The following is a 17,168-nucleotide window of genomic DNA, read 5'->3' on the forward strand; positions in this document are numbered from 1 at the left end:
AGTAAAGACAAAGGATTAGAAGGCAACGTTCAGACCACCCGTGAATACCCGCTGCTGCGGGTTGCTGTTGAAATCGACGCCAGCTTGACGGTTGTTGGTGAAGTTGGTATTCACTTCAGGATCTACCCCTTTGTAATCCGTGATGGTAGCTATGTTCTGGGCCTGTACGAAGATGCGTACCCGGCTCAGATTGATGGGCGTTACGAAACGAGTTGGGATAGTGTAGCCCAGCGTAATGTTCTGCAAACGGATAAAACCACCATCTTCTACAAAGCGGGTAGAAGCGTTGTTATCCTGGTTTACGAAAGCACTGGTGCCGGACGCAATACGTGGAGTCTGACCATCACCTGGATTCTCCTGTGACTGCCAGCGGTTCAGAATTTCGGTGCTGTTGTTCAGGAAGTCCGTGCGCAGCAGCTGCTGGCGCGTCACGTTCATGATCTTGTTGCCGTAGTTGTAGCGCAGGAACACATCCAGGTCGAAGCCCATGAAGGTCACCGTGTTACCGAAACCGCCGAATACTTTCGGGTTAGTCTGGCCAAGAATCTTTTTGTCGGCTACCGTCAGCGTTCTTTCGTTTGCTGCTGCAAAAGCTGCACCTGGGTTAGCTGGGTCGTAGGCGTAGTAGCGGCCAGCGAAGGCACCGGATGAGTTGGTGCTGGCCTGAACCAGCGAGCCATCTGCCTTGGTATAAATCGGGCTACCGTTTGACGAGTTAACACCTACAAAGTCGTACCCGAAGATCGAACCGATAGACTCCCCTACGCGGGTGATGTTATACGTGTCGATAATGTCCTCATTGTTGTTGAGGGCAGTTACTTCGTTTTTGTTGGTAGAAAGGTTGAAGGTAGACGACCAGGTGAAGTTCTCTTTCCGAATGTTCTCCGTCGTCAGCGTAAACTCGAAACCTTGGTTGTACATCGAGCCGATGTTGGCATTGTAGCTGTTGTTCGGCACACCCAGCGACAATGGCGTACGTACAGCCAGAATCAGGTCATCAACGTCGTTGCGGTAGTAGTCTGCATTGAGGTTGATACGACCACCGAAGAAGCCCAAGTCAACACCAAAGTCGGTTTTCTTAGAAGTTTCCCACTTCAGCTGATTGTTACCGAAACGCCCGTAAGTAATGCCGGCCTGCGAAGCGTACTGAGCAGGAGAGTAGGCACCAACGTAGGGGAAGTTTCCAATATCCACGTTACCTACACGAGCATACGAAGCACGGATTTTGAAGTCCGTCCAGGTCGAAGCCAGACCCAGGCCTTTGAAGAAGGATTCCTCCGAAATACGCCAGCCGACCGAGCCACCAGGGAAGGTACCACGACGGTTATCTTCTGGCAGGGACGACAGAGCATCTGAACGCAACGTAGCACTCAACAGGTACCGGTCCTTGAACGAGTAGTTCAAACGACCAAAGTATGACTGCAGACCGTTTTCCACGTAGTCACCACCAATAGTAGGCGTAGCGAGCGTAGAGCTGATGATGCCGTTCTGACCGAGAGTCAGGTCGGAAATACCTGTGCCCTGTGCGTTGTAATACGAGAAAGCAGATTTCTGATATTCCGTACCAACTACGACATTGACCTTATGGTCAGTGCCGATGATGTTGCTATAAGTAGCTGTGTTGATCCAGTTCCAACGGATGCTAGGGCCAAACAGCTGATACACCGAACCGTTGACGCCACGGCCGTCACCTTGGCGCGGATCCAGGAACTGGAAGTCATCCTGAAGCTGAGTATCGGTGCTGAGCGTGGTGCGCAGGCGCAGATTTTTCACAGGCTCTGCTTCCAGATAACCACTGCCCAAGATGCGGTAGCTAATGGAGCGGTAAATGTTATTCTCCAGCGGGAAAATAATGTTCGGGTAGTTGAAAGCAATACCTGCCGTGTTGTTGCCCTGGCCGATGATGCCGGCAGCATTTACGTACGGGGTGCCGTCACCATTACGCGCTGGTACGTTCGGGAACAGAGCCAGTGCACCGGCAATGTTGCTCGACAGACCGTTGGTGCTGGTGTTCAGGCCAAACGTACGGGTGCGGGTCAAACCCATCGTCATGCCCACCCGCAGCCACTTCTTCACTTCGCTGTCGATGTTCGAGCGGAAGCTGAAGCGCTGAAGCGAGTTGCTTCTGATGGCACCCGTTTGGTCGGTGTAGCCGCCGGAGAAGTAGTAGTTGGTTTTGCCAGTAGCACCCGAAACCGACGCAATGTGGTTTTGCTGGAAGCCAGTCCGGAAAATTTGATCCTGCCAATCAGTGCTCACCGTGTTGCCACTGGCATCCGTAAACGGAGCCGCCAGCGTACCGGTGCCACCAGCATTACGGTCTTTCTCGTTGCTGATAGTAATGAAGTCCTCAGCGCCAAGTACGTCATAGCGCTTCAGCGTTTGAGCGACGCCTATGTACGTATCGTACGTAACATTGGCTTTGCCCTCACGACCACGCTTGGTAGTGATGAGGATTACGCCGTTGGCCGCGCGCGAACCGTAAATAGCGGTTGCCGAACCATCTTTCAGAACTTCGTACGACTCAATATCAGCTGGGTTAATGTCAGCCAGTGGGTTCGAGCCGTTTGCAAAGGCGCTGGTGTTGCCAGTGAAAACCGGCTGACCATCAATTACAATCAGAGGATAAGAGCCCGAGGAAATCGAGTTCGTGCCACGAATCTGGATGCGGGGCTGCTGACCGAGCAGGCCCGAAGGAGTCTGCACGTTTACACCAGCCGAGCGACCAGCCAGCTGCTGTGCGAAGCTAGGAGTAGCCAGGTTGGAAATAGCCTCACCTTTAACGGTTGTAATAGCGCCCGTCAGGTCGCGGCGTTCCTGCGTGCCATAACCAGTAACTACTACTTCGCTAAGCTGCTTAGTGTCGGGAGCAAGCGCAATGCTCAACTCATTTTCAGTGCCGATAGGACGCTCCAGGCTGATATAGCCAACGGAGCTGAATACCAGCGTGCCACCGGTTGCCGGCGCATTGCTGAGCGTGTAAGTGCCGTCCGAATTAGTGGAAATACCGTTCGTAGTGCCTTTCACCAGTACCGTAACGCCCGGCAGACCTTCGCCAGTCTGGCGGTCCGTTATCCGGCCGGAGATAGTCCGGTTCTGGGCTGATACCTCCTGCAGAGCGGAAGCCATGAGCAAAGAGCTCAAGAGTATTGTTTTTTGCATGTAGGTGAGTGAAAAAAATGAAAAGAGACGAAAGAGCTGCATCTCAGACGCCCAACTAATGCAATAGTCATCAGTACGAGGGTATCTAAAAGCCGAATTTACAACAGCAACAGCAATTATCGTAAAAAATAGAATACTATTTGGGAGGAATATTTTATGCAGTTTTTTCAGTAAAGGGTTGAAGTCTTTAATGGAAATTTAATACTCCTGCAGTTTTCTGGTCAATTTGTTATATCGGCTTTTTGAAATGCAAATAGATGCGTATTCTGTGCTATTAAATCCTGCCGTTTTTTAATATTGATTTAATAGCACTAACAGCAAAAAAGCTCCGGCTGAAACAGCCAGAGCTTTTTTTAAAGCCAGTATAGCAGGTCTATAGCTGGTTTACTTCTGTTTTTGCGAACAATTCTGGAATCGGGCGTGGAATACTGGTGTTCGTATTCACTTCCGACTGCGAGTATAGAAAACGCTGGGGGAGCGTGCTGCCCGTGCCTTTATTGGGAAGTCCGATAAGATTATTCGTGCGACGAGCGTCATTGTAAGGCTCTACTTGGCCAATGAACGTTACGTAGCGCTCCGTGAGAATTTCACGCAGCATATTAGCCTGGTTTCCACCACCCGGAATATCAGCCAGCGTGTAGTCGTCGTAGCGGCCGCCGAAACCGGAGTACTTAACCGCCAACGCACCACGGTGATTGTTCAACGCTGTCAATGCATTGTTCAGGTCGCCGGCACGGGCATACGTCTCGGCCAGAATCAGCTGAGTTTCCGAATAGGTAATAAGCGGAAAGTCTTCTGATGGATCTGAAAACCCGGAGTTGGGCAACAACTCATAGTTATCAGGCTGGGTGGACGAAAACGACGGCGTAAAGAAGTAGCCGAAACGGCCAGACTCATCTGTCTTGGCATTGTTGCGGTTGTTTGCCTGGCCAGAGCGGGCCGGATCAAGCAGCCGCGCAGCATACGAGCCGTAGCCGGTCAGGTAACTCACCCGCTCGGAGTTGAACTGATAGTAGAAGTTCTCTGCTCCATCAGACTCTTTATGCGGAATGAGCATATCGTTCGATGTGGAGCTAATGCCCAACAGAGCTGCCTGGCGAGCCAGATCGTACTGCTTAGTGTGGAGGTAGTAGCGGGCCTTCAACGTGTTGGCTGCTTCCACCCATTTCGTTGGGTTGCCCTGGTAGTACAGGTCGCGGGGAGCACCACCAGAGCCATTTACGTTGACGATGCCAGCGTCCAGCTGTTGTTGCAGGTCGCTGTAGATCTGAGACTGTGGGTCGTACGTGGGGTTTGGGAAGTTCAGCCGGTCACCTACTTGGCGGAAAGGAATATCGCCAAACAGGCTGGTTGCGGTGCCCATGGTATGCGCCTCCAGAATCTGGAAGATACCTGCCAGACGCTGGTTCTTTTCCTCCAGCGCACGGGCGGCCGCAATGCGGCTTTGCGTTGCCACGTCAATGTATATCGTCGACCAAACGTTGTCGAAGTTGCCAGCCGTTACCTCGTAGCGGTTGATGCTGATGTATTGCTGGTTGGAGCCCGTGAACTGAGCAGTCCACATGCCGGAGATACGGGCTGCTTCGCCCTCATGAATCAAGCCATCGGCCAGCTCTACGCCCTGGAGCATATTCTGGGCATCAGCCGAGGCAGGAGCATTAGGGTTTACATCCAGTCCATCGACAAAATCCTGGCAAGAGCCTAACGACAGGCCCAAGCCCAGCAGTAGGAGGGAAGTATATTTAAAAGGCTTTTTCATAAAGCAGAGTGCTCGAAACTAGCAATGATTAGTAAGTGAGACGCAGGCTGACGAGGAAGGAGCGCGTGCCAGGGTTGTTGAAATACTCTAGGCCACGGCCGGCGCTCTGGCCCGTCAGGTTGGTTTCGGGGTCCACACCTTTGAATTCCTTCGTCCACAGAACCAGGTTACGACCGGTCAGGGTAACTTCCAGATTGCTGAGTTTGGTCAGGTTGCGGAAGCCTTCTGAGTTCAGGTTGTAGCCCAGCGTCAGTTCGCGCAGACGCATCCAAGTAGCATCCTGGATGAACTGGTCGGATGCATTGCCGAACCCACCACCAATACCCCGGTACCATGCTTCATTCAGGGCAACTGGCCCAGCGCCGAAGTTGCCTACCGTACCACGGAAAGTAACCGAGCCATCTGGGTTGGTGCTGGCTGAGTTAGCGTAGAACGAAGCGGCGGTATTGCCGCTCGGGTACACGCGCGTGTTGCGAGCTTCTTCAGCCGAAAGTGTAGTTTCTACATCCGTAAACTTCGATACGCCGAAGTTGCGCAGGATGGCTTCGGTGCCAGCCCAGATGTCGCCACCTTGCTGACGCTCTACCAGCGCATACAAACGCAGGCCCTTGTAGCTAAGCGTTGTGTTGATGCCTGAACGCCAGTCTGGGTTTGGGTCACCGATAACGCCTTCCGTAGCAGCGGCCTGTGGGAAGCCATTGGCCCCGAGACGTAGGTTGCCGGAGTCGTCGCGGTCAAACTTGCCACCCCACAGGGCGCTGAATGGGTAGTCTTTTACTACGCGAGCCGAAGTGCCAACAAAACCAGCCAGGAAGATAGACTCTGCGCCAGCCACGTCCAGTACTTTGTTGCGGTTGCGGGTCCAGTTGCCACCAACGTTCCAAGTGAAGTCACCTAGTTTCAGAACATCGGCGCTCAAGTCCACTTCTACACCTTTGTTCTCAATCTTAGCAGCGTTAGCCCATTCGTTGGTGTAGCCCGTTGAAGCAGGCGTAGGGCGCGTCACGATAAGGTCTGAGTTGACGTTGTAGTAGTAGGTAGCACCCAGCGTGATGCGGTCCTGCAGGAAACGCAGGTCAATGCCACCTTCCACTTCGTCTTTGCGCTCAGGCTTCAACTGGGAGTTGCCACGCACCGAGCTACGGCCAAACGAACCATTGTACGATGCTGGATTGGCAATTACGCCGTAGCTGTCGCCGCTGGAAGCGGAGCTATAGATGTCACGCACTACATAGATAGGTGGCTCCAGACCTACCCGGCCGTAGGCTGCACGCAGCTTACCAAAGCTCAGGATGCGGTTTTCGCTTAGCAAAGGCAGTTTAGAGAACTGCCACGCCAGATCGACAGAAGGGTAGAAAAACAGGCTGCGGGTGTCAGGACCGAAGGTGGAAGAGTTTTCCAAACGGCCGCTGGCGTTCAAGAACAGTTGCTCATTGTACACCAAGTTCATTGTGCCATAAGCAGCCGAGTTGCGGCGCTTCGACTCGTAGTCGAACGCCTGCGTGTTCTCGAAGGAGGCGTTGCCGAAGAAGCTCAGGTCGCGTACGTCCAGAATGAAACGGCCGTAGGTAGCACCGTAGTTGTATTCTGTGCGCTGGTTGAAGTTGGTGCCAACCAACAGCGTACCGCTTAGCTTTTCGCTGAACGAGTGAGTAGCGCGGGCAAAAATATCGGTGTTGAGCTGGGTTTCGGTATAGTTTTCTTCTGAAGCCGAACCCAGACCGTCATTTTCTGCCGAGTTGATAGGGTACAGGTCCCGACGGATTTCCGAATAGAAGTCGGCGCCGAAGCGGGCCGTGAAGCTCAGCCAAGGCAATGGATCAAGGCCAACTTCAGTAGAGCCGATGAAACGGTCTACTACGTTCGGGTTCTTCTGTTGCTGAATCGTCCACAGGGCATTGTTATAGCCTGGGTTTGGCAGCTGCCCAATTTGGTTACGGTAAGCACGCTGGCGGTTGATTCCAACGTCACCATTCGCGCCAAAATACGTGCCGATGTAGTCCGACTGGTCGAAGTCGGGTGAGGTGCGAAGCAGACCCAGGTACAGGCCCGACGTATTCGAACCCTGCTGAATCCGGTTAGACGACACACGGCTGTAGGTAGATGTACCGGCCAGACGCACGATTTTGTTGAAGCGTTTCTCTGCGTTGATACGCGCAGTAGAGCGGCGGTAGTCAGAGTTGTAGCGAATAATACCTTTCTGATTGAGGTCGGAAAGGCTCACGAAAATGTTGCTTTCCCGGTTGCCCGCGCTTAGGCTCAGGTTATTTTCCAGGAAGCTACCGGTGTTGAACACCTGGTCGAAGTTCTGCTGCAGGAAGGTTTCCCGGCTGTTCTTCTGGGTGATAGGGTAGTAGGTCTTGCCATTGTTGGCCACGAAATACCCCCCGTTCATGTTCACGCCATCGGCAGCACCGCTACGGTTGGCAATAATGTCGCCCCAAGTGTAGCCTGGGTCTACGGAGCCCACGTTGGTTGTGGTAGCTACGCCGTTGTTGCCTTGGCCGTACTTATCCTGCAGATCGTGCTTATAGGAAATCCGGTCAACTGAGTACGTTACCCCATAGGTTACGCTCAGCTTGCCGGCTTCGGTATTGCCTCGCTTGGTGGTAATAACCATTACCCCGTTGGAAGCGCGCGAACCCCACAGGGCAGCCGCTGCAGCCCCTTTCAGAATTTGTACTGAAGCAATGTCGTTGGGGTTAATATCGTTCAGGCGGGACTGCTGGGCTACGCCTGCTGTCGTGGTGCCCTGCGAGCCCACACCCGACGAGGTGTTGAACATCGGAACGCCATCAATCACAATCAGAGGCTGCGTTTCACCATTAATGGTGTTCTGGCCGCGAATCTGAATGTAAGCACCCGCGCCTGGGTCACCGTTGGAACGCGTGATAGACACGCCCGACGACTTACCCGACAAGCCAGTAATTACGCTGGTTTCTCCAGACTGGGCTACCGCAGCTCCCGTCACACGGGAAGTAGAGGTGCCCAATTCGTCTTTGTTTTCTTTCAGACCCAGTGCCGAAACCACTACCTCGCTCAGTTGCTTGGCGTCGGTTTCCAGCCCAACATTGATTACGGTGCCATTGATAGGCCGCTCAATTGTGGAGTAGCCTACGAAGCTAAAGGAGAGTGTATTAACAGAGGATGGTACGTCGAGTGTGTAGCCGCCATCAGCATTGGTGGAAGTGCCAGTGGTAGTGCCTTTCGCAAGTACTGTAACACCTGGGAGGCCTTGGCCATTTGCTCGGTCTGTAACCTTGCCGGAAATGGTTCTGTTCTGCGCCACTGCCTGCTGCACTACAGCTGTAAGCGCCAGAGGGCCCAGCAGTAAAAGTTTATTCATGTGGTGAAAAAATAGGTGAGTAGAAAAACCGGGCGGAAAATACTGAAAAATGCGTGAAGCAGGACAATTATAGTGGCTATCAGGGCAAAAACAACTGAAAGTCAGGTAGCAATGGGGTAGGTATAAGGAGTTAGACACATAATCTTAGATATTTTTTCATTATATTAAGGACACCTTATATTGAAAATATGGTAGCGAAAGACCCTTTTTAAGAGTTTTTTCGCTAGGTTTGGCACTAACGTTTTCCGTTCACTCAATTTTCACTCACCAAACACAGCTACATGAGAAAGATTCTCTTGAGTGCGCTTTTGGCCTCGCCTATCCTGGTGCAGCAGGTGGCGGCGCAAAACCGCGAGATTACGGGACGAGTTACTGACTCGTCCAATGGTCAAGGATTGCCTGGGGTTACCGTGCTGGTCAAAGGCACGTCCGTAGGGGCATCCACAAACGCTGATGGATCTTTTTCCCTAAGCGTGCCGGCCTCGGCCTCGACTCTGGTATTCAGCTTTATTGGCTACCGCACTACTGAGCAGCCCATCGGCAGCTCAAACTCGTTCAATGTTGCCCTGGCCGTTGACTCCAAGCAACTGAGCGAAGTAGTAGTTACTGCCCTGGGGCAGGAGCGTACTCGCAACTCGCTGCCCTTCGCTGCTACCCAAGTAGAAGGAGAGCAGATTACGGTTGCACGTAACCCTAACTTCATCAACGGTCTGTCGGGTAAAGTAGCCGGCTTGAACGTACGCCAGAGCAACACGCTGGGCGGTTCGAGCAACGTAGTTATCCGGGGCACGAAGTCTATCACGGGTAACAACCAGGCTCTGTTCGTAGTGGACGGTGTGCCGATTAGCAATGCCAATACGAACACTACCGGCCAGCAAACTGGTGGCGGCGGTTATGACTATGGTAACGCTGCTGCTGACGTTAACCCCGATGACATTGCATCGATGACTGTACTGAAAGGTGCAGCCGCTACTGCGCTTTACGGCGAGCGGGCATCGAACGGTGTAATCCTCATTACGACCAAAAAAGGCCGTAAAGGACTGGGTGTTACGATCAACGCGGGTATCACCGGCGGTAAAATCGACAAGAGCACATTCATCAAGTATCAGAAAGAGTATGGCGCCGGTTATGGCCCTTACTTCGACGAAATTGATGTAAACGGTGACGGTGTGCCGGACAACGTAGTGCAGCTTAGCGCTGATGCTTCCAACGGCCCACGCTTCGATCCGAATTTGCAAGTGTATCAGTGGAATGCTTTCGTTCCGGGCACTGCAAACTTTGGCAAAGCCACTGCTTGGGTAGCAGCCGAAAACGACCCTTCTACCTTCTTCCAGAACGCTGTAACGCTGAATAACAGCATCAACGTGGATGGTGGTAACGACAATGGCTACTTCAAACTTGGTTACAACAGTGTTCGGGACAAAGGTGTCCTGCCAAATAGCCAGGTAAACAAGAACATCGTCAACTTCGCAGGCTCGTTGAACCTCACGCCCCGCCTGACGGCCAGCGCTTCGGTTAACTTCTCGCAGGTATCCGGCAAAGGCCGTTATGGTACCGGTTACAGCGGTGCAACCAGCGAAAACCTGATGACGAACTTCCGGCAGTGGTGGCAGACGAACGTCGACCTGAAGCAGCAGGAAGAAGCTTACAACTTCCAGAACCAAAACGCGAGCTGGAACCTGTCAAGCCCAACTTCTTCGAGCGCTGAATACTGGAACAACCCCTACTTCTCCCGCGCGAAGAGCTTCGAAACTGACTCGCGGTATCGTACGTTCGGCAACGTTGCCGCGACTTACAAAATCACAGATTGGTTTAACGTACTGGGTCGGGTAACGCTCGATACCTACGACGAACTGCAGGAAGAGCGGTACGCTTTCAGCTCGGTAGGTGTACCTAGCTATGGCCGTTACAACCGCAACGCCCGTGAGGCCAACTTCGACCTCATTGGTAACTTCTCGGCAAACATCACCAGCAACCTGAACTTCAAAGGTCTGATTGGTGCCAACTTGCGTCGTGAAAATTCTACTTCCGTACGGGCTGTTACCAATGGTGGCCTCGTAATTCCGGAACTGTATACTCTGTCTAACAGCGTATCCGCTATATCTCCACCTGTGGAAACGGAACTCCGTCGTGCTGTCGATGGTTTGTTTGCCAGTGCCACATTCGGCTTTAGAGATATGGTGTTCTTGGACCTGACCGCAAGAAGAGACAAGTCGTCGACGCTGCCAGAAGCAAACAATGCTTTCTTCTACCCTTCGGCAGCATTGGGCTTTGTATTCTCTGAGTTGGTTAAGGAAACAGCGCCTTGGTTGTCTTATGGTAAGGTTCGTGGTAACTACGCTGAAGTTGGACAAGGTGCTCCTATCTATAGCGTATCGGATTCGTACGACAAGCCTACTGCTTTCGGCTCTGTAGCACTGTTCTCTGTTCCGAACACGAAAAACAACTTGGACCTGAAACCTGAGCGTACTAAGAGCGGCGAAGTTGGCCTGGAAATGGCCTTCCTACAGACGCGCCTTGGTTTCGACGCAACGGTTTACCAGTCTAACTCCATCGACCAGATCATTCCGGTTAACGTTTCGACTGCTTCCGGTTACAGCTTCCGCTACGTAAACTCCGGTAACGTTCGTAACCGTGGTGTAGAACTCTCCGGTTTCGTTTCGCCAGTTCGGAATGACAACGTTACCTGGACGATCAACGCCAACTGGACGAAAAACAAGAACGAGGTTATCTCTCTCTACGAGGGCACGGATAACTTAGTAATTGCTTCCTATCAGGGCGGTGTAACCAGCAACGCTACTGTTGGCAAGCCATTCGGCAGCATCCGCGGCTCTAACTTCGTTTACCTGAATGGCCAGAAAGTAGTTGGCGAAGACGGTTACTACGTGAAGAGCGCCACTGCCAACGAAGAAATTGCCAACCCTAACCCAGACTGGACGGCTGGTATTTCCAACACGGTGTCGTACAAAGGTCTGTCGATGTACTTCCTGGTTGATATCCGCAACGGAGGCCAGGTGTTCTCGCTTGACCGCTCTTACGGCTTGGATACGGGCCTGAGCCCAGAAACTGCTGGTCTAAACGACCTCGGCAATCCTTCCCGCAACAGCCTCGACGATGGTGGTGGGGTTATCTTCCCAGGTGTACAAGCTGACGGTTCGGTAAACACCGTTCGTGCTGACAACAGCACGGAAGATGGTTCAACTGCTTACGGTACTACGCACAACCCCGCAGCTGCTTTCGTATACGATGCTAGCTTCGTGAAACTGCGCGAAGTGTCGCTGACCTATGCTTTCCCAAAAACACTGGTATCCAAAATAGGTGGTGTGAAAGGTGTTGATTTCTCCATCGTAGGTCGTAACCTGTGGATCATCAACAAAAACCTTCCTTACGCTGACCCAGAGGACGCAGTTAGCTCGGGCAACTTCGGCCAAGGCTACTCGACGGGCTCTTACCCTGCTGTTCGCACCCTCGGTGCTAATCTTCGTCTTAGCTTCTAATCAATCATGAAAAATCTACTTATTGCAGGTGCGTCCGCTCTGATGCTGACAACCGCTTGCGTAGGCTCGTTGGACGACGACTACAATGTCGATCCGAAAAGCCCTACATCTGCGCTTGCTTCTGGCTTCATTGCCAACGCAGAGCGCAACTTGGTTCGTACTGTTGTCAGCACGAACGTAAACATTAACCCTTTCCGCTTCTACGTGCAGTATTGGGCTGCTACCGACTATCCTACGGAGAGCCGGTATGACCTCAATACCCGTAACATTCCAGCTAACTTCTGGAACCCGCTTTATCGGGATGTGATCCGTGATTTGCGTGAAGCAAAAACCAACATTGCTGCTGACATTAACCTGAGCGCGGCCACAAAGGCTAACCAAACGGCTGTAGCTGAAGTGCTGGAAATCTATACCTGGACTGTTCTAGTAGAGACATTCGGCAATATCCCTTATAGCCAGGCTCTTGATTTCGCTAACTCGCGTCCTAAGTACGACGATCAGGCAGCTATCTACTCTGACCTGATTGCTCGTCTGGACGTAGCACTTGGTCAATTCGTTGCTGCTACGCCTACTGGCTTGGGAGCTAACGACTTGATCAACGGTGGTAGCACTGCTTCGTGGATCAAGTTTGCCAACTCGATGAAGCTCCGTATGGCTCTGACGCTAGCGGATGTGGACCCAGCTAAAGCTAAAACGTTGGCTGAGTCGACGGTTGGTAAAGTATTGGCTTCGAATGCTGACGTTATTGACCTGACGTTCAACGGTACGTTCCCGAACACCAACCCGCTGTACGAAGACTTAGTTAGAAGCGGCCGTACCGACTTTGCTGGTACCAGCTTCTTCATCAACCGTCTGAAAGGCACGGATGGTCCGGTATCGGGTGGCGTTGTTGACCCACGTCTGAACGATTACTTCAACCCAGCTACTAACGGTGGTTCTTTCACCGGCGGCAACTACGGTTCGACCAACAGCAAGAGCACCAACTCACTCCCCGGAGCTAAGTTGCGCGTTCAGACGCTGCCTGGCGTGCTGATGTCGTATGCTCAGGTTGAGTTCATGATTGCTGAAGCAATTGCCCGTGGCTACAGTGGCTTCACTGGCACGGCAGCTTCGCATTATGATGCTGCAATCACTGCTTCTATTCTGGAGTGGGGTGGCACGGCTGCTGAAGCCACCGCTTACTTGGCTCAGCCAGGTGTAGCCTATGCTACTGCTCCCGGCGACTACAAGCAGAAAATCGGTTACCAGAAGTGGATTGCGCTGTATAACCAGCCTACCGAAGCTTGGAAAGAGTGGAGAAGACTCGACACTCCTGTTCTGACTGCTCCGGCAACCGCCATTTCGGTTATTCCAGTACGCCTGTTGTACCCCGTTGTTGAGCAAAACATCAACGGTGCTAACTATAGCGAAGCTGCTTCCGCTATTGGTGGCGACGTTGTAGGCACGAAACTATTCTGGGATAAATTCTAGTATTCCAGAACTATAAGTTAGAAAAAGAGGCTGTCGATATCGACAGCCTCTTTTTTGTTAAGGTTATCCAATAAGCACAGAATATGCCGGAAGGAGCTTAATTTTGCATCAGATACCCCTTGATATACTCGTCTAGGTCACCGTCCAGTACGTTCTGCACATCGGTGCGCTCTATGCCAGTACGCAGGTCTTTGATGAGCTTGTAGGGGTGAAGAACGTAGTTGCGTATCTGAGAGCCGAAGTCGATGCGCTTCTTGCCGGCTTCCACTACGTCGCGGGCAGCATTGCGCTTATCCATCTCAATTTGGTATAGACGCGACTTGAGCATCCGGAGGGCATGCTCCTTGTTCATGAGCTGGCTTCGCTCGATCTGTACGGCAATGATAATACCGGACGGGGCGTGCGTGAGTCGAACGGCCGTTTCCACCTTGTTTACGTTCTGCCCACCGGCTCCACCAGCCCGGAAAGTGTCCCAACTAATGTCCGCTGGGTTTATTTCGATTTTGATGGTGTCGTCAATGACCGGGTATGCAAACACGGAAGCAAAGGAGGTGTGCCGACGCCCGCTGCTGTCGAAAGGAGACATGCGGACGAGCCGGTGCACTCCGATTTCACTTTTGAGGTAGCCATATGCGAACTGCCCGTCAATCTCCAGAGAAGCCGACTTGATGCCAGCGCCTTCCCCGGGTTGGTAGCTCACCTGGCGTACACTGAAGCCATGCTTCTCACCCCACATGATGTACATGCGCATGAGCATCTCGGCCCAGTCTTGGCTTTCGGTGCCGCCAGCGCCGGGGTTTATTTCGACAATGGCTGAAAGCTGGTCTTCTTCGTCGGAGAGCATACGCTTGAATTCAAGCTGCTCTACAGCCTGCTGCGCAGTATTGAACTCCTGCTCCATTTCGGCTTCGGTAGCTTCGCCTTCGCGGTAGAAATCGAACAACACTTCTACGTTGCTGACGGCTTGCTCTACAGCTTCGTAATCGTCGGTCCAGACCTTCACAGTCTTGATTTCTCGGAGTACAGTCTCGGCTTTTTTGGAGTCATCCCAGAAGTCGGGAGCAGTAGTTTGTGCTTCAGTGGCTAGTACTTGGGCTTTGCGGTTATCGTAGTCAAAGATACCTCCTCAGGGCCTCTGCGCGGCCCTTCAATTCCTTCACCTGGTCGTGGGTCATTAGGAAAGGTTAATGGGTGAATGTTAAAAATGGAAAATGTAAAGGTCGGTAAAAGAAAACAGCCGGCCCCATCAGGAGTCGGCTGCTTGTTATTTAGATGAAGAGTAAGGCGCTTAAACCACCACCATCCAGCCATGTGTATCAGGGGCCTGGCCAGTACGGATAGCATGTAGCGTGGCGCCGGCACGCAGTGAGAAGGCATCTTCGCCGGGCGTAGGCAGTTCGTGGTCATGGCCTTGGTAGCCGATAACGGAAATAGACGCAATGGTAGCTGCAGTACCTACCCCAAATGCTTCCTGCAGGCGGCCTTCTGAAAGGGCCTGCATTACTTCTACTGCCGAAACTTTACGCTCTTCTACTGTCATACCCCAGTCGCGGGCCAGCTGTAGCACGCTGCGGCGCGTGATCCCATCCAGAATAGAGCTGCTAAGCTCAGGCGTTATCAGCTTACCATCAAGGATGAAGATGGCATTCATGGTGCCGGATTCCTCTACATAACGATGCTCCGAGGCATCGGTCCAGATGAGCTGATTGTAGCCTTCCAACTGGGCCAGTTTGGTAGGATACATGGCAGCGCCATAGTTACCGGCATTTTTGGCGTAGCCAGCGCCACCTTCCACTGACCGCACATACTTCTCCTCGAAACGTACCCGTAGCGGCTTGCTGTAGTAGAGGCCCACTGGGCAGGTGAAGATCAACAAGCGGTAGTTTTCTGATGGACGGACGCCAATGAAACCATCCGTGGCAAACATCAGCGGACGGATGTACAGGGCGCTGCCTTGGGTATTAGGCACCCACTCGGCATCGAGACGGATCAGTTGGGTGAGTCCCTGCATGAACAGTTCTTCAGGAATCTGGGGCATGCACATCCGTTCGGCCGAGGCATTGAGACGGTGCAGATTATCGTGAGGACGAAATAGCGTGATGTCACCGTCGGCGTTCTTGTAGGCTTTCATACCCTCAAAAATGGCCTGCCCGTAATGTAGCGCCGAATTAGCAGGACTTACGGAAATATCGCCGTAGGGCAGTAACTGCGCGTCCTGCCACTCCCCGTCGCGGTAGTCGACCACAAACATGTGGTCGGAGAAGATTTTGCCGAACTCAATATGTTCGGGGTCTAGGTGTTGCAGACGAGAAGCTGAAGTACGCTGGGTCCGGATGGTCACGGTGTCGAGCATAGAAAGGAGAAAAGGAGGATGGGGAATTTGGGGAAAGAGGACAGAGCGTGGTACTGAAACGGGAGCAGGTAAAAGGCGGTTGAGTGCCGGAGTATGCAGCACCTCAAGTAGCGGGAAATAGCTACAGCCGGCTGGAAACTACATGCGAGGCTGCCATGCCACTTCTTCTGCGCCGAGGTCGTGGCCCATTTGCCGACTGAGCACAAACAGATAATCGGAGAGTCGGTTCAGATACATGACTACCAAGTCGGCTACAAATGAGGTTTCGCGCAACTCAATTACCAGTCGTTCGGCGCGGCGGCACACACACCGGGCCACGTGTGCAAACGATACCGACTGATGGCCGCCGGGCAGAATGAACACGCGCAACTCGGGCAGATGCGTGTTCATCTGATCCATTTCGGCTTCCAAGAGCGTTACGTCAGCCTCATGCAAATCCGGAATTTTCATCTTTGATTTCTCCGGATCGGAAGCAAGGGAAGCCCCAATCGTGAACAACCGGTCCTGAATTTCTTTGAGCAGGTCGCGGCGCGGCGCATTCACATCCTGGTCGCGTAGCAGGCCGATGTAGGAATTAAGTTCGTCAACGGTTCCGTAGCAGTCGATGCGGAGGCTAGACTTCGGAACACGCGTGCCACCGATAAGGGAGGTAAGGCCTTTGTCGCCGGTCTTGGTATATATTTTCATGAAAAGCAGATCAGGCAAGAAGAAACAGACCGAAAGCAAAACGTCATCTGCGCCGCCGGGCGGGCGTCGGCCGCTTTGTTGTCGTGGCAAAGCTACCACATCAAGCAAAAGGGAGACGCCCGGCCAAGTGCCGCAGATGACGTAAAATACAGGCCTCAGCCGAAACTACTTGGCTAGCTGCTCGTGGTGCGTGGCTATATCCGTGTTTTCCTGGTCGGATTCCACCAGTCCGTCGCGGAGGCGCACAATGCGGTGGGCGTAACGGGCTATATCCTCTTCGTGGGTCACCATGATGATAGTGTTGCCTTTCACGTAGAGAGCCTCGAACAGGTCCATGATTTCGTGGCTGGTCTTGGTATCGAGGTTACCGGTAGGTTCATCGGCCAGAATAATGCTGGGGTCGTTAACAAGGGCTCGGGCAATAGCCACGCGCTGCCGCTGACCACCCGAAAGCTCGTTAGGGCGGTGCTTGGCGCGCTCGGCTAGGCCCACACTGCGTAGTGCAGCCATGGCCTTTTCTTCGCGGTCCGACTTGCTGTAGCCCGCATAGATGAGCGGGAGAGCCACATTATCGAGAGAGGTGGCGCGGGGCAGCAGGTTGAACGTCTGGAAAACGAAGCCGATTTCCTTGTTGCGCACATCTGCCAACTGGTTGTCGGTCATGCGGCTTACATCCTTGCCATTAAGAATGTAGCGGCCACCGGTAGGCGTGTCGAGGCAGCCGACGATGTTCATGAGCGTAGACTTACCGGAGCCGGAAGGACCCATGAAGGCAACGTACTCGCCGCGCTGGATGGTGATGGTAACCGAGCGCAAGGCATGGATTTCCTCGGTGCCCATGCGGTACATCTTCGAGATGTCGTGGGTGTCGATAACGGGGTTCAGCATAGCCGG

9 protein-coding genes are annotated in these 17,168 nt (G+C 53.0%); 2 read left to right on the top strand and 7 right to left on the bottom strand.

The window, feature by feature from the left end; translation table 11 throughout:
• Positions 1–15: 15 nt before the first annotated feature.
• The 3 genes from H4317_RS05280 to H4317_RS05290 form a co-directional block, all read right to left on the bottom strand.
• On the bottom strand, positions 16–3,129 hold the full coding sequence (locus H4317_RS05280) for a SusC/RagA family TonB-linked outer membrane protein (protein ID WP_185889101.1): 3,114 nt from the start codon (positions 3,127–3,129) through the stop codon (positions 16–18).
• A 406-nt stretch (positions 3,130–3,535) separates the two neighbouring features.
• A complete protein-coding gene (locus tag H4317_RS05285) occupies positions 3,536–4,921 on the bottom strand; it encodes a SusD/RagB family nutrient-binding outer membrane lipoprotein (RefSeq protein WP_185889102.1) in 1,386 nt (461 codons plus the stop codon).
• Positions 4,922–4,949: 28 nt separating this feature from the next.
• Positions 4,950–8,267, bottom strand: coding sequence for a SusC/RagA family TonB-linked outer membrane protein (locus H4317_RS05290; RefSeq protein WP_185889103.1), 3,318 nt, complete (start codon positions 8,265–8,267; stop codon positions 4,950–4,952).
• Positions 8,268–8,548: 281 nt separating this feature from the next.
• Between H4317_RS05290 and H4317_RS05295 the strand changes: the two genes are divergently transcribed.
• Positions 8,549–11,764: a SusC/RagA family TonB-linked outer membrane protein gene (locus H4317_RS05295; protein ID WP_185889104.1), complete on the top strand. Its 3,216-nt coding sequence runs from the start codon at positions 8,549–8,551 to the stop codon at positions 11,762–11,764.
• A 6-nt stretch (positions 11,765–11,770) separates the two neighbouring features.
• A complete protein-coding gene (locus H4317_RS05300) occupies positions 11,771–13,234 on the top strand; it encodes a SusD/RagB family nutrient-binding outer membrane lipoprotein (RefSeq protein ID WP_185889105.1) in 1,464 nt (487 codons plus the stop codon).
• 97 nt (positions 13,235–13,331) lie between these two features.
• On the opposite strand, the gene prfB is transcribed toward H4317_RS05300, so the two are convergent.
• The 4 genes from prfB to H4317_RS05320 all read right to left on the bottom strand — a co-directional run bounded on the left by prfB (position 13,332) and on the right by H4317_RS05320 (position 17,162).
• Positions 13,332–14,409 (bottom strand): peptide chain release factor 2 gene (gene prfB, locus H4317_RS05305; RefSeq protein WP_185889106.1). Its coding sequence is split into 2 segments (ribosomal slippage): positions 13,332–14,348 and positions 14,350–14,409, totalling 1,077 coding nucleotides; the frame shifts between segments, so codons are not numbered across the junction.
• A 113-nt stretch (positions 14,410–14,522) separates the two neighbouring features.
• A complete protein-coding gene (locus H4317_RS05310) occupies positions 14,523–15,587 on the bottom strand; it encodes a branched-chain amino acid aminotransferase (protein WP_185889107.1) in 1,065 nt (354 codons plus the stop codon).
• Positions 15,588–15,725: 138 nt separating this feature from the next.
• Positions 15,726–16,274 (bottom strand): cob(I)yrinic acid a,c-diamide adenosyltransferase, encoded by a 549-nt coding sequence (locus H4317_RS05315; protein ID WP_185889108.1) that lies wholly within the window; start codon positions 16,272–16,274, stop codon positions 15,726–15,728.
• Positions 16,275–16,439: 165 nt separating this feature from the next.
• Positions 16,440–17,162: an ABC transporter ATP-binding protein gene (locus H4317_RS05320; RefSeq protein WP_185889109.1), complete on the bottom strand. Its 723-nt coding sequence runs from the start codon at positions 17,160–17,162 to the stop codon at positions 16,440–16,442.
• Positions 17,163–17,168: the final 6 nt, after the last annotated feature.

The organism is Hymenobacter sediminicola (genome assembly GCF_014250515.1).
Lineage (GTDB): Bacteria > Bacteroidota > Bacteroidia > Cytophagales > Hymenobacteraceae > Hymenobacter > Hymenobacter sediminicola.